Source organism: Clostridium rectalis (genome assembly GCF_900626095.1).
In the GTDB taxonomy this organism is placed as follows: domain Bacteria; phylum Bacillota; class Clostridia; order Clostridiales; family Clostridiaceae; genus Clostridium_AS; species Clostridium_AS rectalis.
The window spans coordinates 46,683-64,486 of the sequence record NZ_UYZZ01000006.1 but is presented as its reverse complement, the minus strand read 5'-3'; the positions used below and the strand labels follow the sequence as shown (position 1 = coordinate 64,486).

General features: G+C 32.4%; 32 protein-coding genes. All 32 read right to left on the bottom strand.

The window, feature by feature from the left end; all coding sequences use genetic code 11:
- Nucleotides 1-45 precede the first annotated feature (45 nt).
- The 32 genes from EJL03_RS10620 to rplP all read right to left on the bottom strand — a co-directional run bounded on the left by EJL03_RS10620 (nucleotide 46) and on the right by rplP (nucleotide 17,793).
- The gene (locus EJL03_RS10620; protein WP_341472424.1) at nucleotides 46-984 is read right to left on the bottom strand and encodes a GntR family transcriptional regulator; all 939 of its coding nucleotides are present in this window, start codon (nucleotides 982-984) and stop codon (nucleotides 46-48) included.
- Between the two features lie 319 nt (nucleotides 985-1,303).
- A complete protein-coding gene (gene cwlD / locus EJL03_RS10615) occupies nucleotides 1,304-2,005 on the bottom strand; it encodes an N-acetylmuramoyl-L-alanine amidase CwlD (protein WP_125153953.1) in 702 nt (233 codons plus the stop codon).
- Nucleotides 2,006-2,133: 128 nt separating this feature from the next.
- The gene (rpsI, locus tag EJL03_RS10610; protein ID WP_125153952.1) at nucleotides 2,134-2,526 is read right to left on the bottom strand and encodes a 30S ribosomal protein S9; all 393 of its coding nucleotides are present in this window, start codon (nucleotides 2,524-2,526) and stop codon (nucleotides 2,134-2,136) included.
- Nucleotides 2,527-2,557: 31 nt separating this feature from the next.
- Nucleotides 2,558-2,992, bottom strand: a complete 435-nt coding sequence (gene rplM, locus EJL03_RS10605) for a 50S ribosomal protein L13 (protein WP_125153951.1) — start codon at nucleotides 2,990-2,992, stop codon at nucleotides 2,558-2,560.
- 138 nt (nucleotides 2,993-3,130) lie between these two features.
- Nucleotides 3,131-3,868 carry a tRNA pseudouridine(38-40) synthase TruA gene (gene truA / locus EJL03_RS10600; RefSeq protein WP_125154078.1) on the bottom strand — a complete coding sequence of 246 codons (738 nt, stop codon included), beginning with the start codon at nucleotides 3,866-3,868 and terminating at the stop codon, nucleotides 3,131-3,133.
- Nucleotides 3,868-4,671 carry an energy-coupling factor transporter transmembrane component T family protein gene (locus EJL03_RS10595; protein ID WP_125153950.1) on the bottom strand — a complete coding sequence of 268 codons (804 nt, stop codon included), beginning with the start codon at nucleotides 4,669-4,671 and terminating at the stop codon, nucleotides 3,868-3,870. The genes truA and EJL03_RS10595 overlap by 1 nt, the downstream gene beginning before the upstream one ends.
- 49 nt (nucleotides 4,672-4,720) lie before the next feature.
- Complete coding sequence (locus tag EJL03_RS10590; protein ID WP_125153949.1) at nucleotides 4,721-5,578, bottom strand: energy-coupling factor transporter ATPase; 858 nt, start codon at nucleotides 5,576-5,578, stop codon at nucleotides 4,721-4,723.
- Complete coding sequence (locus tag EJL03_RS10585; RefSeq protein WP_125153948.1) at nucleotides 5,563-6,408, bottom strand: energy-coupling factor transporter ATPase; 846 nt, start codon at nucleotides 6,406-6,408, stop codon at nucleotides 5,563-5,565. Before EJL03_RS10585 ends, EJL03_RS10590 begins: the two co-directional genes overlap by 16 nt.
- Nucleotides 6,409-6,481: 73 nt before the next feature.
- Nucleotides 6,482-6,823, bottom strand: coding sequence for a 50S ribosomal protein L17 (gene rplQ, locus EJL03_RS10580; protein ID WP_125153947.1), 342 nt, complete (start codon nucleotides 6,821-6,823; stop codon nucleotides 6,482-6,484).
- Nucleotides 6,824-6,870: 47 nt separating this feature from the next.
- Complete coding sequence (locus EJL03_RS10575) at nucleotides 6,871-7,818, bottom strand: DNA-directed RNA polymerase subunit alpha (protein ID WP_125153946.1); 948 nt, start codon at nucleotides 7,816-7,818, stop codon at nucleotides 6,871-6,873.
- A gap of 65 nt (nucleotides 7,819-7,883) precedes the next feature.
- Entirely contained in the window at nucleotides 7,884-8,504 is a 621-nt protein-coding gene (rpsD, locus tag EJL03_RS10570) for a 30S ribosomal protein S4 (RefSeq protein ID WP_125153945.1), read from the bottom strand.
- 28 nt (nucleotides 8,505-8,532) lie between these two features.
- Nucleotides 8,533-8,931 carry a 30S ribosomal protein S11 gene (gene rpsK / locus EJL03_RS10565; protein ID WP_125153944.1) on the bottom strand — a complete coding sequence of 133 codons (399 nt, stop codon included), beginning with the start codon at nucleotides 8,929-8,931 and terminating at the stop codon, nucleotides 8,533-8,535.
- A 34-nt stretch (nucleotides 8,932-8,965) separates the two neighbouring features.
- Nucleotides 8,966-9,337, bottom strand: coding sequence for a 30S ribosomal protein S13 (rpsM, locus tag EJL03_RS10560; protein ID WP_125153943.1), 372 nt, complete (start codon nucleotides 9,335-9,337; stop codon nucleotides 8,966-8,968).
- A 129-nt stretch (nucleotides 9,338-9,466) separates the two neighbouring features.
- Complete coding sequence (rpmJ, locus tag EJL03_RS10555) at nucleotides 9,467-9,580, bottom strand: 50S ribosomal protein L36 (protein ID WP_035147466.1); 114 nt, start codon at nucleotides 9,578-9,580, stop codon at nucleotides 9,467-9,469.
- A 15-nt stretch (nucleotides 9,581-9,595) separates the two neighbouring features.
- Entirely contained in the window at nucleotides 9,596-9,814 is a 219-nt protein-coding gene (gene infA, locus EJL03_RS10550) for a translation initiation factor IF-1 (RefSeq protein ID WP_027625101.1), read from the bottom strand.
- 6 nt (nucleotides 9,815-9,820) lie between these two features.
- Nucleotides 9,821-10,111 carry an RNA-binding protein gene (locus EJL03_RS10545; protein WP_423243346.1) on the bottom strand — a complete coding sequence of 97 codons (291 nt, stop codon included), beginning with the start codon at nucleotides 10,109-10,111 and terminating at the stop codon, nucleotides 9,821-9,823.
- A gap of 5 nt (nucleotides 10,112-10,116) precedes the next feature.
- Nucleotides 10,117-10,866: a type I methionyl aminopeptidase gene (gene map, locus EJL03_RS10540; RefSeq protein WP_125153941.1), complete on the bottom strand. Its 750-nt coding sequence runs from the start codon at nucleotides 10,864-10,866 to the stop codon at nucleotides 10,117-10,119.
- Nucleotides 10,867-11,517 carry an adenylate kinase gene (locus EJL03_RS10535; RefSeq protein ID WP_125153940.1) on the bottom strand — a complete coding sequence of 217 codons (651 nt, stop codon included), beginning with the start codon at nucleotides 11,515-11,517 and terminating at the stop codon, nucleotides 10,867-10,869.
- Nucleotides 11,518-11,539: 22 nt separating this feature from the next.
- On the bottom strand, nucleotides 11,540-12,823 hold the full coding sequence (secY, locus tag EJL03_RS10530) for a preprotein translocase subunit SecY (RefSeq protein ID WP_125153939.1): 1,284 nt from the start codon (nucleotides 12,821-12,823) through the stop codon (nucleotides 11,540-11,542).
- A 1-nt stretch (nucleotide 12,824) separates the two neighbouring features.
- Nucleotides 12,825-13,265, bottom strand: a complete 441-nt coding sequence (gene rplO, locus EJL03_RS10525; protein ID WP_125153938.1) for a 50S ribosomal protein L15 — start codon at nucleotides 13,263-13,265, stop codon at nucleotides 12,825-12,827.
- Nucleotides 13,266-13,284: 19 nt separating this feature from the next.
- A complete protein-coding gene (gene rpmD, locus EJL03_RS10520) occupies nucleotides 13,285-13,467 on the bottom strand; it encodes a 50S ribosomal protein L30 (RefSeq protein ID WP_125153937.1) in 183 nt (60 codons plus the stop codon).
- An 11-nt stretch (nucleotides 13,468-13,478) separates the two neighbouring features.
- On the bottom strand, nucleotides 13,479-13,976 hold the full coding sequence (gene rpsE / locus EJL03_RS10515; RefSeq protein ID WP_125153936.1) for a 30S ribosomal protein S5: 498 nt from the start codon (nucleotides 13,974-13,976) through the stop codon (nucleotides 13,479-13,481).
- 16 nt (nucleotides 13,977-13,992) lie between these two features.
- Nucleotides 13,993-14,352 (bottom strand): 50S ribosomal protein L18, encoded by a 360-nt coding sequence (rplR, locus tag EJL03_RS10510; protein WP_125153935.1) that lies wholly within the window; start codon nucleotides 14,350-14,352, stop codon nucleotides 13,993-13,995.
- A gap of 23 nt (nucleotides 14,353-14,375) precedes the next feature.
- The gene (gene rplF, locus EJL03_RS10505; protein WP_125153934.1) at nucleotides 14,376-14,918 is read right to left on the bottom strand and encodes a 50S ribosomal protein L6; all 543 of its coding nucleotides are present in this window, start codon (nucleotides 14,916-14,918) and stop codon (nucleotides 14,376-14,378) included.
- Between the two features lie 22 nt (nucleotides 14,919-14,940).
- A complete protein-coding gene (gene rpsH, locus EJL03_RS10500; protein WP_125153933.1) occupies nucleotides 14,941-15,339 on the bottom strand; it encodes a 30S ribosomal protein S8 in 399 nt (132 codons plus the stop codon).
- Nucleotides 15,340-15,369: 30 nt separating this feature from the next.
- The gene (locus EJL03_RS10495; protein WP_035147442.1) at nucleotides 15,370-15,555 is read right to left on the bottom strand and encodes a type Z 30S ribosomal protein S14; all 186 of its coding nucleotides are present in this window, start codon (nucleotides 15,553-15,555) and stop codon (nucleotides 15,370-15,372) included.
- Between the two features lie 15 nt (nucleotides 15,556-15,570).
- Nucleotides 15,571-16,113, bottom strand: a complete 543-nt coding sequence (gene rplE, locus EJL03_RS10490) for a 50S ribosomal protein L5 (protein ID WP_125153932.1) — start codon at nucleotides 16,111-16,113, stop codon at nucleotides 15,571-15,573.
- 21 nt (nucleotides 16,114-16,134) lie between these two features.
- On the bottom strand, nucleotides 16,135-16,455 hold the full coding sequence (gene rplX / locus EJL03_RS10485; RefSeq protein ID WP_125153931.1) for a 50S ribosomal protein L24: 321 nt from the start codon (nucleotides 16,453-16,455) through the stop codon (nucleotides 16,135-16,137).
- Between the two features lie 18 nt (nucleotides 16,456-16,473).
- The gene (gene rplN, locus EJL03_RS10480; protein ID WP_125153930.1) at nucleotides 16,474-16,842 is read right to left on the bottom strand and encodes a 50S ribosomal protein L14; all 369 of its coding nucleotides are present in this window, start codon (nucleotides 16,840-16,842) and stop codon (nucleotides 16,474-16,476) included.
- Between the two features lie 29 nt (nucleotides 16,843-16,871).
- Nucleotides 16,872-17,126, bottom strand: a complete 255-nt coding sequence (gene rpsQ, locus EJL03_RS10475) for a 30S ribosomal protein S17 (RefSeq protein WP_125153929.1) — start codon at nucleotides 17,124-17,126, stop codon at nucleotides 16,872-16,874.
- Nucleotides 17,127-17,147: 21 nt separating this feature from the next.
- Entirely contained in the window at nucleotides 17,148-17,360 is a 213-nt protein-coding gene (gene rpmC, locus EJL03_RS10470) for a 50S ribosomal protein L29 (RefSeq protein WP_125153928.1), read from the bottom strand.
- Complete coding sequence (gene rplP, locus EJL03_RS10465) at nucleotides 17,350-17,793, bottom strand: 50S ribosomal protein L16 (protein ID WP_125153927.1); 444 nt, start codon at nucleotides 17,791-17,793, stop codon at nucleotides 17,350-17,352. The genes rpmC and rplP overlap by 11 nt, the downstream gene beginning before the upstream one ends.
- Nucleotides 17,794-17,804 lie beyond the last annotated feature (11 nt).

Below are 17,804 nucleotides of genomic sequence, written 5' to 3'. Positions count from 1 at the left end.
CTAGATATTTTATATATATAAATAAATTTATATATTTAACCTGATTTACTTTTGATACTTTATTTCCAATAACTTTGATTTCAATGCTTTAACAGATCCATCATCTAAGCTATATAAAAAATTTACTATTTGCTTATCCTGTATGTCCAAGTTAGCAATTAAATCATTTAAATCGTTATATCTACCTGGTGAAGTTATTATCACTTCGCATTCATCTATATGTTGTTTCAGTTCATTAACATCATAACTATTAGTGTATTTCATATTAATATTGCCCAATCCTGCACTTTCCAATGCATCTCTAACTTTAAACATAAATTCCTCAGAGATACATACAAAAATAAACTTTGTTTCTATAGGAAATCTGGCAATTCTAACTATAGTTTCTAAATCAGGAGTAATTGCAACCCCTAAAACCTTTTTGTTAAAACCTCTAGTCAGTCTTCTCACTTCATTTACATGATTGAAGGTAGTAACTATAATCTGAGATTCTTCTACAAGCTTTCTTGTATCCTCTTTCATTCCATTTAAATCGTTTACCGTTATTGGTCTAAACTCCATATCGGTTCTTTCACTTAACTGGGCTGAAAAGATTTTTGATTGTTCTATATTACATTCAATATATACGCCTCTTATTTCATGAATTAATTTTTTCTTTTCTTCTATTCTTTGAGTAACAATTTCTAAAAATTCATCTGCGTCTATACCTACTTCTATTGCTTCTTCAAAAGCGAAATCCACGAATTTTGTTATTTTTTCTCTTATATCTTCGTGTTTCCATAACTTTACTTCTTCCGCTACGAAAGTACCTCTGCCTTGATAAGATTTAAGAACTCCATCTTGTTCTAATTCCCTATAAGCCATACTAACAGTATTTCTGCTCACTCGAAGTCGTTCTGATAAATCTCTTTCTGTTGGCATTTTAAATCCTACCTTGAGAGATCCATTCTTTATCAAATCCATTATTTGCTTTTTAACTTGCAAATACAAAGGTACTTTATTCCCTTTATCAATTACAATTTGTATATAAATCACTCCCAAAGTTAAATTGACTAATGGACTAATCCATTAACCAAATTAATAATAACATAACCATTGTACAACATCAATATCTTTTTCAAAAAACATAAATATTTTTTAAGTTTTTGTCATTTCTTCTGCAAAATATAACTTTGGGACCTGTTGTCTCTCTAAATTTATAAGCTCATATTATAAATTTTATAATTATTTGATAAATTTCCTCTTTTATTTTATTTTTATTTGTTGTAAAAAGTAATAAAATAAATTATTTTACCCCTGATTTTTACTTATCTTTAAAATACTGCTTTACAGACTTTGAAATACTTTTAGCAACCTTTTCTTGATACTCACTGTCTTTTAATTTTGCTTCTTCTGTAGCATTAGATAAGAAACCACACTCCACTAGAACTGATGGCATATCATTATTCTCTCTAAATATTCTATAATCATTTTTTGCAGGTTTTTCTACTCTCTTATTTTTCTCATCTAAATCCATTTTCATATTGGATTGTATTATATTGGCTAATTTTTTACTATCTTCCCTATTAGAATACCACACCTGTGCTCCATAATACTGACTTTGCGGAAACATATTTAAATGAATACTTATAAACATATCGCATTTTGATTCCTTTTTCATATTACATCTATTTTTCAAATCTTCTACCTTTTTTTGTCTCACAGTACCATTATCACTATAAAGACCTTTATCCTCTTCTCTTGTCATAATAACTTTCATTCCACAACTCTCAAGTTGTTTTTTTAATTTTAAACTTATATTTAAATTTATATTTTTCTCAACAGTACCATTTTTTGATACTGCTCCTCCATCCATTCCTCCATGCCCTGGATCTATAAGAATTACTTTTCTCTCATACTTTTCTGATGTGCTATTCTTAGCTAATATACTTCTACTTATAAATAAAATGCTTGAAAATAAAAATAGTGCAACGCAGGAAATCATAAATTTATCCTTTTTACTCATATATAAAAACACCTCTCTTTCATTGCATTTAATAGTGTTTGCATTAATTTTTTTTTTATAATGGTAAAAAATGATAATATTTAAAATAAAAAAAAGAGAGGAAAATTCCTCTCTTTGCAACTTCCAAACTATCTCTTTGAGAACTGTGGAGCTCTTCTTGCTTTTTTAAGACCATATTTCTTTCTCTCTGTCATTCTTGGGTCTCTTGTTAAAAATCCTGATTTTTTAAGGTCTCCTCTTAAGCTTTCATCAGCTTTTAATAAAGCTCTTGAAATACCATGTCTTATAGCTCCCGCCTGACCAGTAAATCCACCACCATGAACATTTACTAATACATCAAATTTTTCTTTAGTTCCTGTTAAAACTAATGGCTGATTTACTATAACTCTTAAAGTTTCTAATCCAAAATAATTTTCTATGTCTCTTTTATTTACAATTACTTTACCTTCTCCTGGTACAAGTCTTACTCTTGCAATAGCTTTCTTTCTTCTTCCAGTTCCATTATACTGAACTTTTGCCATTTTTATTCCTCCTTCTCCCAGCTCTTCTAAATTAGTATCTTAATTCTAATACTTCTGGTTTCTGAGCATCGTGATTATGTTCTGAGTCTCTATATACTTTTAGTTTCTTTAACATTTTTCTCCCAAGTACTCCTTTTGGAAGCATTCTTCTTACAGCTTCTTCAAATACAAATTCAGGTTTCTTCGCTAAAGCCTCTCTGTAAGGCACTTCTTTTAATCCACCTGGATATAATGAGTGATGTCTTAACATTTTCTGATCTAATTTCTTTCCTGTTAAAACTACCTGTTCAGCATTTATTACTATAACATTATCTCCTGTATCAACATTTGGAGTAAATGTTGGCTTGTGCTTTCCTCTTAAGATTGTTGCAACTTGGCTAGCTACTCTTCCTAGCGGCTTTCCAGCAGCATCTATAACATACCATTTTCTATCAACTTCTTGTGGTTTTGCGATGTATGATTTCATCTTTTTCCCTCCTTAAATATTTACATAAAAACATTCGTTCTATATAAAGATCCGGGGCTAGTGGATCTCTTATACTTTACAATACAAACATTTATATTATAATACAATGTCCCTGGCGTGTCAATGAATTTTAATACTTTAGTAAAATACTTCATCAAGATATAATCCCTTTGCTGGTGCTGTTTTACCAGCATTAACTCTATTTAAAGAATTTAATATATCTTTTATATCCTTTGGCATTTTTTTACCCATTCCCACGTCTAATAATGTACCAACTATAATTCTTACCATATTATATAAAAAACCATCTCCAGAGACACTTATATTTATAATGTCTCCCTCTCTAAAAACACTAATATCTGTAATAGTTCTAATAGAAGACTTGACACTGCTACCTAAATTTCTAAAAGAAGTAAAATCATGCCTTCCTATTAAATAACTAGCTGCTTCATTCATTTTCTGCAAATCTAAGTGATTTTTAACATGATAAGTATAGTTCCTCATTATTGCAGAACACCATTTTCTATTTAAAACTTTATATATATATCTTTTCCCTATAGAGTTAAATCTCGAATGAAAATTTAATGAAACTTCTTCTGAATTCAATATTATTATGTCTTCAGGCAATCTATTATTTAAAGCAAACTGGAATTTTTCCCCTGGTACTTTACTTGTGGTAGTAAAATTTGCGATAAACCCATTAGCATGAACTCCGGTATCAGTTCTACTACACCCAATAACATCTATATTTTCTTTAGTTAGATTCCATATACTATCCTCTATAGCTTGCTGTATTGTATTGTTAACATTCTTTTGCCTTTGCCATCCATAATAATTTGTTCCATCATATTCAATCAGTAGTTTTATATTTCTAATCATACAAAAGCTCTGCTCCATATAGATAAAGAAACTAAAGCCACTGTACACAATGATGCAACTAAATCTTTACCCTCAAACTTTAATTGCTTCATTCTTGTACGCCCTTCCCCACCTCTATAGCATCTAGCTTCCATAGCCATTGCAAGTTCCTCCGCTCTTCTAAAGGAACTTATAAATAGTGGTACTAATAAAGGAATCAAGCTTTTAGCTCTTTGCAATAGGTTACCAGACTCAAAATCTGCTCCCCTTGCCATTTGAGCTTTCATAATTTTATCAGTTTCATCCATTAATGTAGGAATAAATCTTAAAGCTATTGTCATCATCATAGCCAATTCATGAGCGGGAACCCCTATTCTCTTTAATGGATTTAATAATTTTTCTATTCCATCTGTCAACTCTATAGGTGAAGTAGTAAGTGTCAACAGTGATGTTCCTATAATCAAGAAAACTAATCTTACAACCATAAAAATTGCTAATTTTAGTCCCTCTTCATATATAGTAATAAAACGCCATTTAAATAATACCCTTCCACCACTAGTCATAAACACATTAAGAACAGCAGTTATTAATATCAGTACAAATATTGGCTTTAATCCTCTATATATAAACTTAAATGGAACTTTAGATATAAGTATCGCAGCCAATGTAAATATTATAACAAATATATATCCTTTTAAATTATTAACTATAAACAAATTTATTATATATATTAAAGATATTAATATTTTTATTCTTGGATCTAATTTATGTACAAAGGAATCACCCGGTATATATTGCCCTAATGTAATATCTTTAATCATCTATAGCTCTCCTAACACATTTAGTTTATATTAACTAAAGATGTAAAATCTATAGTCTTTCTTTTAAAGTCTTTATGATCTCAGATTTTGCTTGTTCTATGGTAAACACATTTTCAGATATATTAAATCCTTTCTCATTTAACTTTTTAATTAGATAGGTAACTTGAGGGGCAGCCAAACCCACACTTTCTAAAGTATCAATTTCTCTGAAAATTTTTGCAGGTTCTCCATCTAAAATACATTTGCCTTTATGCATAACTAAAATTCTAGTAGCTAGTTTAGCAACATCTTCCATACTATGTGAGACTAAAATAATAGTCATATTGTATTCTTTATGAAGATCCTTTATATTACCTAATATATCATCTCTTCCTTTAGGATCTAGTCCCGCGGTAGGTTCATCTAATATTAATACTTCTGGCTCCATAGCCACTACTCCAGCTATTGCCACTCTTCTTTTCTGCCCTCCACTTAGTTCAAATGGAGATTTATCTTTATAAGTATTATAATCCAATCCAACTATATTCATAGCCCTTTTTATTCTTAGAGATATCTCTTCATCATTTAGGCCTAAATTCCTAGGTCCAAATGCAATGTCTTTTTCTATAGTTTCTTCGAATAATTGATACTCTGGATACTGAAATACTAAACCAACTTTTTTTCTTATATCTGAAAGTTTAGTATGTTTATCTGTTATATCAACTTCATCAACTATTATTTTACCTGAATGAGGCTTTAAAAGTCCATTTATATGTTGTATTAATGTGGATTTTCCAGAACCCGTATGTCCAATCAAAGCTATAAATTCACCGTCATTTATTTCTAAAGATACATTATCTATAGCTTTCTTTTCAAAAGGAGTTCCTTGCATATATATATGAACTAAATTTTCTATTTTAATTGACATAATGCATTCACCATCTCATCAATAGTTAATATATCTGAATTTATATCTATTCCCTCTTTTTGCAACTCATACGAAAGCTCAGTAACCTGAGGCACATCAAGACCTATTTTTTTCATAGTTTCTACATTGCTAAAAATTTTTCTTGGTGATCCTTCTATAATTTTCTTTCCCGAATCCATTACAACTATTCTATCTGCTTCTACAGCTTCTTCCATATAATGAGTTATTAGTATAATGGTAATTCCATATTTTTTGTTCAATTCCTTTATGGTTTTTACCACTTCTTTTCTACCTGATGGATCAAGCATGGCTGTAGGCTCATCAAAAATTATACAATCTGGTCTCATAGCCAAAACCCCTGCTATAGCTACTCGTTGTTTCTGTCCACCGGATAGCAAGTGAGGTGCGTGCTTTCTATACTCATACATGTTTACTCTTTTTAAAGAATTATCCACCCTTTGTCGTATTTCTTTTGGATCTATACCAAGGTTTTCAGGTCCAAAGGCTACATCTTCTTCTACTATAGTTGCAACTATTTGATTGTCTGGATTTTGGAATACCATTCCTGCTTTATTTCTAATATTCCATGTATTTTCTGGAAGTGATGTATCCATCTCATCTACGTATACTTTTCCTTCTGCAGGAATTAATAATGCATTCATATGCTTAGCTATTGTTGATTTACCTGATCCATTTCTTCCTAAAACTACTACAAATTCTCCACTATAAATATCTAATGACACATTGTCTACTGCAAACCTAAGTTTATTTTCATTACTATCTTCATACTTATACACTACATTCCTACATTCAATCATTTTTTTACTCATTTAAACACCTCATAATGATTGACTATATATTAAAACGGGGACTAAGCTATATTTTTACTTAATCCCCTAAACATTATACTAATTCTAGTATAACTACTTCTGCCCCATCGCCTCTTCTTGGACCTACTTTATACATTCTAGTATATCCACCATTTCTTTCTGCATATTTAGGGGCTATATCACTGAATAACTTTTTAACAACATCTTCTTCAGTTATAAATGCAAGCGCTTGTCTTCTTGCATGTAAGTCTCCTCTTTTTCCAAGAGTGATCATTTTTTCAGCTAAATTTCTTGTTTCCTTTGCTCTAGTTTCTGTAGTTTCTATTTTACCATGCTTTAAGAAACTAGTAACAAGACTTCTAAGCATCGCTTTTCTTTGGTCAGTTGGACGACCTAACTTACGATATCCTGCCATCTCTATACCTCCTTACGTTCCATCTATCACCTTTTGTATTTGTGTAATTATTCCTCATTTTGCTTTAAGCCTAATCCTAAAGCTGCAAGTTTTTGTTCAACTTCTTCTAATGACTTCTTACCTAAGTTTCTAACTTTCATCATATCATCCATAGTTCTTTCAGTTAACTCCTGAACAGTATTTATACCTGCTCTCTTTAAACAATTATAACTTCTAACTGAAAGATCTAGTTCTTCGATAGTCATTTCAAGAACTTTTTCTTTCTTATCTTCTTCCTTTTCGACCATAATCTCTACATTATTAGCATGGTCAGTTAACGTCATAAATAGCTTAAAGTGTTCTATTAAGATTTTAGCTGATAAACTTACCGCTTCATCAGGCATTATTGTTCCATTAGTCCATACTTCAAGAGTCAATTTATCATAATCAGTAATTTGACCAACTCTTGTATTTTCTACACTAAAGTTAACTCTTTTAACAGGAGTGTAAATAGAATCTACAGGGATGGTTCCTATTGGCATACCCTCTACTTTGTTTTTGTTTTGTGATACGTATCCTCTTCCTCTATTTACAACCATTTCTACATAAAGCTTTCCCTCATCGTCTAGAGTTGCTATATGTAAATCCTTATTTATTACCTCAACATCTCCATCAGTTTTAATATCACTAGCTTTAACCTCTCCAGGTCCATTAGCATCTATATATATAGTCTTTGGGCCCTCTCCAGTCATCTTAAGAGCTAATACCTTAAGATTTAAAATTAATTGAGTGACATCTTCTTTAACACCCTTAACTGTAGAGAATTCGTGTAATACATTTTCAATCTTTACATAATTAACAGCAACTCCAGGTAATGAAGAAAGGAGTATCCTCCTTAATGCATTGCCTAGAGTAATTCCATATCCTCTCTCTAGTGGTTCTACTACAAATCTGCCATAAGAACCGTCTTCAGCCATCTCTACACATTCTATTTTAGGCTTTTCAATTTCTAACATTACTAACCCTCCTTATTTATAATCTATTAGTCTACATTGAGGGCAACTGATTCTTATACTAATTATTATTTGCTGTATAACTCAACTATTAATGTCTCGTTAACAGGAACATCTATGTCAGCTCTAGTTGGTTCACTAACAACTTTTCCTTCAAAATTTTCTGGATTAGCAGTTAACCAACTTGGTAATGTTTTTGGGTTTTCAGCAAATACTTTAAACTTTTCTGTAGCTCTGCTCTTTTCGCAAACAGAAACAACATCATCAGCTGAAACGATATATGAAGGAATATCAACCTTTTTACCATTTACTAAGAAGTGACCATGTGTTAATAACTGTCTAGCTTCTTTTCTTGAATTACCGTATCCTAATCTATATACTATATTATCAAGTCTCAATTCTAAAAGTTTTAACAAGTTTTCACCTGTTATTCCTCTCATTCTTTCAGCCTTTTCATAGTAAGTTCTAAACTGACTTTCTAAAACTCCGTATATTCTCTTAGCTTTCTGTTTTTCTCTTAACTGCACACCATAGTTAGAAATCTTCTTTCTACTCTGTCCGTGCTGTCCAGGTGCATATCCTCTTCTTGAGAATGCACACTTATCTGAATGACATCTATCTCCTTTAAGGAATAACTTTAATCCTTCTCTTCTGCATAATCTGCAAGTTGCTCCAGTGTATCTTGCCATTTAAAAACTACACCTCCTATACTAAATATTAGACTCTTCTTCTCTTTGGTGGTCTGCAACCATTGTGTGGAATTGGAGTAACATCTTTTATTAAAGTTACTTCTAATCCCGCAGCCTGTAAAGATCTTATAGCAGCTTCTCTGCCCGCTCCAGGTCCTTTTACAAAAACCTCAACAGTTCTTAATCCGTGTTCCATAGCTGCTTTAGCTGCTGTTTCAGCTGCCATTTGAGCAGCAAATGGAGTACTCTTTCTTGAACCCCTAAATCCTAATCCACCGGCACTAGCCCATGATAGTGTGTTACCAACAGTATCAGTTAATGTAACAATTGAGTTATTGAAAGTTGATTTAATATGTGCACAGCCATTTTCTATATTTTTTCTTTCTTTTCTTCTTCTTGTCTTTTTAACTTTTGATCCAGCTGCCATCTTTTTCCCTCCTTAATCTAGTTTAATCTTAGAACTATTTTTTCTTCTTAGCACCAACAAGTTTCTTTGGTCCTTTTCTAGTTCTTGCATTAGTCTTAGTTTTCTGACCTCTAACTGGAAGTCCTCTTCTATGTCTTATGCCTCTATAGCATCCAATTTCCATTAATCTCTTTATATCAAGAGCTACTTCTCTTCTTAAGTCACCTTCAACCTTTAGGTTCTTATTTATATAGTCTCTTAATGCATTTACTTCTTCTTCAGTTAAATCCTTAACTCTTGTATCAGGATTTACTCCTGTTTCGCTAAGAACTTTATGTGAACTTGATAATCCTATACCTAAAATGTAGGTTAGACCTATTTCTACTCTTTTTTCTTTAGGTAGATCAACACCTGCTATTCTTGCCATTAAAATTTACACCTCCTGATTGTCTTAATAAAAGGTTCATCTTATACTTACACCTATATCCATAAATATATATAAAGTTTTAGGCCATTAGAAATTCAAATCTAAATGTCAGCCGCCCCTAAAACGTTATTAGCCTTGTTTCTGTTTATGTTTTGGATTTTCACAAATAACCATTAATCGTCCTTTTCTTTTTATAACTTTACATTTTTCACATATAGGCTTAACTGATGGTCTTACTTTCATAGCTAACCCTCCTTATTACTTTGCTCTCCAAGTTATTCTTCCACGAGTTAAATCATATGGAGAAAGCTCCACAGTAACTTTATCACCTGGTAATATCCTGATAAAATTCATTCTTAATTTTCCTGAAATATGAGCCAATATTTTATGCCCACTTTCTAATTCTACTTCAAACATCGCATTAGGTAAAGCTTCTAAAACAGTACCCTGCATTTCTATAACATCCTCTTTTGACATAAGGTCTCAAACCTCCTTATTCATGTCGTGAGACTGCAAAAATTCCCTGATTAATGAATTACTAACTTTATTATTTGACAATAGCATATTTTTTATTTCATCAGCCACTACATTAGTAAAGCCTAGATGTTTAACCTTTTTCTTTTTAGGTTTTTCTACAAGTCTTAACTTTCCATCAGAAAGATAAACATATTCTTCATTTAGTGTTCCTACAATAATAAAAAATTTATTTTTATCTCTTCCAGTTTTAGAAAAGACCAATTTACCTATATGGCTATTTTCTTCCAAGCAATTCACCCCTGTTAACTCAATGTTAGTATTTCAGGTCCGTTTTCTAGAATGGCAACAGTATTTTCATAATGTGCCGATAAACTATTGTCTTTTGTTACAACTGTCCATCCATTTGGTTTAACTTCAACATGATAAGCTCCTATATTAACCATAGGTTCGATAGCTATAACCATACCTTTGATTAATTTAGGGCCTCTACCAGGCCTACCGAAGTTAGGAACTTCAGGATCTTCATGCATATCTCTTCCAATACCATGACCAACATAGTCTCGAACAACAGAATAGCCAAATTTTTCAACATATTGCTGAATTGAAGAAGATATATCTGTCAATCTATTTCCAATTATTGCTTTTTCAACACCATTAAAGAAACTTTGTTTTGTTACTTCAATAAGCTTTTCAGCCTCACTAGAAATATTTCCAACAGCAAAAGTCCTTGCTGCATCTCCATGATATCCATTTAACATTGCTCCACAATCAACACTAATTATATCGCCTTCTTGTAAAACAATATCATCATTTGGAATTCCATGAACAACTTCATTATTGACAGATGCACATATTGAAGCTGGAAATCCATAATAACCCTTAAAAGAAGGTTTAGCATTTTCCTTTAATATAAGTTCTTCTGCTATTCTATCCAATTCTCTAGTGGTTATTCCTGGCTTCACTATCTCTTCAAGTTTTGCAAGGGTATCTCCTACAACTTTACCTGCACGTCTCATGTATTCAATTTCTGTGTCGTTTTTAATAATTATCATTTATTTATCGCTCCCTAGAATATTAGAGATGTTTTTAAAAACATCATTTATTTCGCGAGTACCATCAACGATAGAAAGTGAATCATTGTTCTTATAGTATTCAACTAGTGGCTGTGTTTGATTTGAATAAACAGTTAATCTTTCTTTAACAGTTTCTTCCGTATCATCTTTTCTTTGAATAAGTTCTCCTCCACAAGCATCACATTTGGATTCAACTTTTGGTGGATTAAATCTTATATGGTAACTAGCTCCACATGCTGTACACACTCTTCTTCCTGTCATCCTATCTAATATGAATTTCTCAGGAACATCTATCAATAAGGCAGTATCTATTTTACTACCATTATTATTTAAAAAATCATCTAATGCTTCAGCTTGTTTCACCGTTCTTGGGAAACCATCTAGTAAAAATCCTTTTTTACAATCATCATTCTTTAATCTATCATTAACTATATCTATAGTTAATTCATCTGGAACTAACTGGCCCTTATCAATATAACTCTTGGCCTTAACTCCAAGGGGCGTTTTTTCTGATATATTCTTTCTAAATATATCCCCTGTTGATATATGTGGTATGGAATATTTATCACTTATTAATTTTGCCTGTGTCCCTTTTCCAGCTCCTGGAGGACCTAGTAAAATTATCTTCAACTAAACCATCTCCAACTATTTATTACTTTAAGAATCCTTGATAATGTCTCATCACCAATTGAGATTCAATTTGTCTTACAGATTCAAGTGCAACTCCAACTAATATTAGTAAACTAGTACCTCCAAAATAAATTCCTTTGAAAGTAGTACTTGTTGCAACTATCATTGGTATTATTGCTATTAACCCAGCAAAAACACCACCAAATATTGATATTCTTGTTAAAACTTTTTCTATATAATCTGCAGTAGGTTCCCCTGGTCTTATACCTGGTATAAATCCTGATGATTTATGCATGTTTTCAGCCATTTCATCCGGTTTAAATGTAACCTCAGTATAGAACCAAGTAAAGAATATTATTAGTAAAAAGTAGCATATAGTATATGGCCAAGTACCATCTCTAAATACACTATATTTACTTCCTGAAATAAACAAGTAGAATTTTGAATTAGGCCAAATTTGACCTAAAATTCCTGGGAATTGCATAACTGACATTGCAAATATAATTCCTATTACACCTGATGCCGTAACACCAACTGGAATATGTGTTGACTGTCCTTTATACATCTTTCCACCAACTGTTTTACCTGCATATTGTACAGGAATTCTTCTTTCAGCAAGACTCATAATAACTGTTGCAACAAAAAGTGCAGCTACTATTGCAAAGAACATTACTACTTGAACAATATTTATGCCATCTGAGCTTTGTTGAGGAAGTAATACTACTTGAGCAAATGTTTTCGGAAATCTTGATACTATATTTATAAAAATAAGTAGAGAAATACCATTTCCTATTCCATTTTCAGTTATCTTATCACCAAACCACATCAAAAATGTTGAGGCTGTCGTCAAAGTAAGTATTATTAAAAACATATTTAACTTTGACATATCCTGAAGTGCTCCTGCTCTAGTAATTATAAAATATGTACCAAAGGCTTGAAAAACTCCAAATAATACCGCTGCATATCTAGTATATTGCTGTATCTTTTTTCTCCCCTCTTCTCCCTCTTTAGAAAGTTGTTCTAATGAAGGTAACGCTATTGTTAATAATTGAAAAATTATAGATGAGTTAATATAGGGAGTTATTCCTATTGCAAAAATACTAAAATTACTAAAAGCACCACCAGATATTAAATCATAAAATCCAAGTAAGCTTGCGCCTTCTGTCATTGCTTTCAACTTACTTTGGTCAATCCCAGGAACGAGAATAAAATTTCCCATTCTGAACATAACCAACATGAAAAAGGTAAATATTAACCTTTTTCTCAAGTCGGGAACTTTCCAGGCATTACGTAGGGTTGATAACACCTTATATCACCTCAACTTTTCCTCCAGCTGCTTCAATCTTTTCAGCCGCTGCTTTAGAAAACTTAGTAGCTTTAACTGTTAATTTCTTTTCGATTTCGCCATTTCCTAAAATTTTAACTCCATCATATATTTTGCCTATTACTCCTTTTTGTACCAATAACTCAGGAGTAACAACAGTTCCATCTTCAAACATGTTTAATCTATCAACATTAATAGCTTCATATCTTTTGGCAAATATATTTTTGAAACCTCTTTTAGGTAATCTTCTATATAATGGCATCTGGCCACCTTCAAATCCTGGTCTTACTCCACCACCGGATCTAGAGTTCTGTCCCTTTTCACCTTTTCCTGCATTTCTTCCAAGACCTGAACCAGTACCTCTACCTACTCTCTTTGGAGCCTTTCTAGCTCCTACTGCTGGTTTTAATTCATGAAGTTTCATAAAAGTTACACCTCCTCTTCTAATGTATTTCTTCTACTTCTAAAAGATAGCTTACTTTGTTTATCATACCTCTTATTTGAGGAGTATCGTTTTGTTCAACTGACTTACCTGTTTTCTTTAATCCAAGAGCATTAACTGTAGCTATATGATCTTTCTTTCTACCAATTACACTCTTTTTTAAAGTTATTTTAAGTTTAGCCAAGGCTATCCCTCCTAACCTAAAATCTCTTCAACGGTTTTGCCTCTTAGCTTAGCAATATCTTCAACTGTTCTAAGTCTTGATAAACCGTTAATAGTAGCGTTAACCATGTTTCTTGGATTATTAGAACCTAAAGATTTAGCTCTAACATCTTTTAATCCTGCAAGTTCAAGTACCGCTCTTACTGGACCTCCAGCAATAACTCCTGTACCTTCTTTACCAGTCTTAAGAAGAACTCTTCCTGTTCCAAATTCTCCTTGAATATCATGTGGTATTGTTGTTCCAACGATTGAAACTTCGATTAAGTTTTTCTTAGCATCTTCTATGCCTTTTCTTATAGCTTCAGGTATTTCGATAGATTTTCCCATTCCAACACCTACATGGCCATTTTCATCTCCAACAACTACAAGAGCACTGAATCTGAAGTTTCTACCACCTTTAACAACCTTAGCAACTCTATTAATAAATACAACTTTTTCTTTTAACTCCAAAGTGCTAGGATCTATTCTCATTTATTTCCCTCCTTCTCTAGAACTGTAAACCTGCTTCTCTCGCACCTTCTGCAAGTTCCTTTACTCTTCCGTGATAAATATATCCGCCTCTATCAAAAACAACTTTATTGATTCCCTTTTCAAGTGCCTTCTTAGCCACAACTTCTCCTACTAATTTAGCACCTTCTTTGTTGCTTCCAACAACATCAACACCTTTGTCTAAGCTTGATGCTGCTACTAGTGTTAATCCGTTAACATCATCTATAACTTGAGCATATATATTTTTTTCACTTCTATATACTGAAAGTCTTGGCATTTCGGGAGTTCCAAAAATCTTTTTACGAACTCTTAAATGACGTTTTACTCTTGATTGTTTTCTGTCATCTTTCTTAAACATAGAGACTCACTCCTTTCATATTTTTATTTCTTACCAGTCTTACCTTCCTTACGTCTGATAATTTCATTATCATACTTAATACCTTTTCCTTTGTAAGGCTCAGGTTTTCTCCATGTTCTGATATTAGCAGCTACTCTACCTACTAATTCTTTGTCTATACCTTTAACAATTATCTTGTTAGCTCCATCTAACTGGTAATCTACACCTTCAACTGCATCTATTTCAACTGGATGTGAGAATCCTAGATTTAATACTAATTTTTTACCTTGTAACTGAGCTCTATAACCTACGCCAACTAATTCTAATGTTTTTTGGTATCCTTCAGTTACTCCTATAACCATGTTATTGATTAATGCTCTTGTTAATCCATGAAGAGCTCTGCTTTGTTTATGATCATCATTTCTTGTAACTACTATAGAATTATCTTCAATAGCTATATTAATTTTAGAATGCATTGTTCTTGTCAATTGTCCCTTTGGTCCTTTTACAGTAACAACGTTATCTGGTGTTGCTGTAACTGTTACACCGTTTGGGATAGCTACTGGAAGTTTTCCTATTCTTGACATGATTACACCTCCTGTTCATTAACTACCAGATGTAGCAAAGTACTTCTCCACCTACTGATAGCTTTCTTGCTTCCTTATCTGTTACTATTCCTCTTGATGTAGATATTATAGCTACTCCTAAACCATTTAAAACCTTAGGAGTTTCTTCTTTTCTACAATATACTCTTAAACCTGGCTTTGATATTCTCTTTAGTCCAGTTATAACTCTTTCCTTATTCTGACCATATTTCATTGTCAATTTTAACATTGGAACTGAACCATCATTATATTCCTCAATTTCCTTTAAATAACCTTCTTGAATCATTATATTTGCGATAGCCTTCTTTACGTTTGATGAAGGAACTTCTACTGTTGCATGTCTAACTATATTAGCATTTCTAATACGTGTTAGTAAATCTGCGATTGGGTCAGTCATTACCATATTTAATGTGCCTCCTTTCCTAAAACAAAATTACCAACTTGCTTTTTTGCATCCAGGTATTTGACCTTTATATGCAAGCTCTCTAAAACAAATACGGCATATACCAAACTTCTTTAAAACAGAATGTGGTCTTCCACAAATTCTGCATCTTGTGTAAGCTCTTGTTGAATATTTAGGTTCTTTTTTCCATTTTTCTATTAAAGCCTTACGTGCCACAATTTTCCCTCCTTATTATTGAGCAAATGGCATTCCAAGGAATCTTAATAATTCTCTTGCTTCCTCGTCAGTCTTTGCAGTAGTAACGAATATTATATCCATACCTCTTACTTTATCAATTTTATCATATTCAATTTCAGGGAATATAAGCTGTTCTTTAACACCTAATGAATAGTTACCTCTTCCATCAAATGCCTTATCAGATATACCTCTAAAGTCTCTAACTCTTGGTAAAGCAACATTCATTAACTTATCTGCAAATTCATACATGTTCTGCTTTCTTAAAGTAACTTTACATCCGATTGGCATATTCTCTCTTATTTTGAAATTAGCTACTGATTTTTTAGCTCTTGTTAAAACAGGCTTCTGTCCTGCGATTATTGTTAAATCACTAACTGCTGATTCTAATACTTTTTGGTTTTCCTTAGCTTCTCCAACACCCATGTTGATAACTATTTTTTCAAGCTTTGGAACTTCCATTATATTCTTATATCCGAACTTTTCCATTAAAGCTGATACTACTTCTTTTTCATACTTTTCCTGTAATCTTGGAATCATTAGTTGAACCTCCTTTCAAGATTAAAATGTTTCTCCGCACTTTTTACAAATTCTAACTTTAGTACCGTCATCTAACAACTTATGACTGATTCTAGTCACTGATTTGCATTTTGTACAATATAACATAACTTTTGCACTATATATAGGTGCTTCCTTTTGAATAAGTCCGCCCTGCATATTTTCTTTACTTGGTTTCTGATGTTTTGTAACTACATTAACATCTTTAACTAATACTTTATTATGTTTAGGGAACACACTTAGAACTTCGCCTATCTTTCCCTTGTCTTTTCCAGATATAACCATAACTGTATCATTTTTTCTAACATGTATCTTGTTCTGCATATAAGCCACCTCCCTATCCTATAGAACTTCAGGTGCTAATGATAGTATTTTTATAAATTCCTTATCTCTTAGCTCCCTAGCAACAGGTCCAAAGATACGAGTTCCTTTTGGTTGTTTATCATCTTTTATTATAACAGCTGCATTTTCATCAAATCTGATGTATGAGCCATCCGCTCTTCTTAAACCTTTTACAGATCTTACAATTACTGCTTTAACAACTTCACCTTTTTTAACAACCCCGCCTGGTGTTGCACTTTTAACGCTAGCAACTATTACGTCTCCGATGTTGCCCCATTTTCTCTTGGAACCACCAAGAACTCTTATACACATAATTTCTTTAGCACCAGAATTATCTGCAACTCTTAATATAGTTTGCTGCTGAATCATTCAAATACCCTCCTTTCAGGTTCATAAAGCTATTTAGCCTTTTCAACTATTTCTACAACTCTCCATCTTTTATCTTTAGATAAAGGTCTTGTTTCCATTATTAAAACTTTATCATTCATTCTAGCTTCATTATTTTCATTGTGAGCTTTAAACTTAGTAGTTCTGTTGATTGTCTTTCCGTATAGTGGATGACGTACCTTTGTCTCAACTGCAACTACTACAGTTTTATCCATTTTATCTGAAATTACTTTTCCTAATCTTGATTTTCTATTTGTTCGTTCCACAGGACAAACCTCCTTTCACTTTTACTGCTCAAAGGCCCTTAACTCTTCTTCTCTAAGGATGGTCTTAATCTGGGCTATAGATTTTTTTACTTCTCTTATTCTCATTGGGTTTTCTAACTGACCAGTAGCTAACTGAAATCTAAGGTTGAATAATTCACCCTTAAGATCATTTAATTTTACTTTTAAATCTTGAGGACTACTCTGTCTTAATTCTTGCAATTCTCTAGCCTTCATTGATTTCACCACCCACTTCTTCAAAATCTGATCTCTTAACAAACTTAGTTGATACTGGAAGTTTGTGTGCAGCAAGTCTCATAGCTTCTCTTGCAACTTTCTCATCAACACCTGTTAATTCAAATAAAACTCTACCTGGTTTTACAACTGCAACCCAGTATTCTGGTGAACCTTTACCTGAACCCATACGTGTTTCAGCAGGTTTTTCTGTAACTGGTTTATCTGGGAAAATCTTTATCCAAAGTTTTCCACCTCTTTTTATATATCTATTTATAGCTATTCTGGCAGCTTCAATCTGGTTGCTTGTTATCCAACCACATTCAGTGGCTTGAATACCAAAATCACCATATGCTATAAAGTTACCTCTTGTAGCTTTACCTTTCATTCTGCCACGCTGTACCTTACGATGTTTAACTCTTTTAGGCATTAACATGTCATATTCCT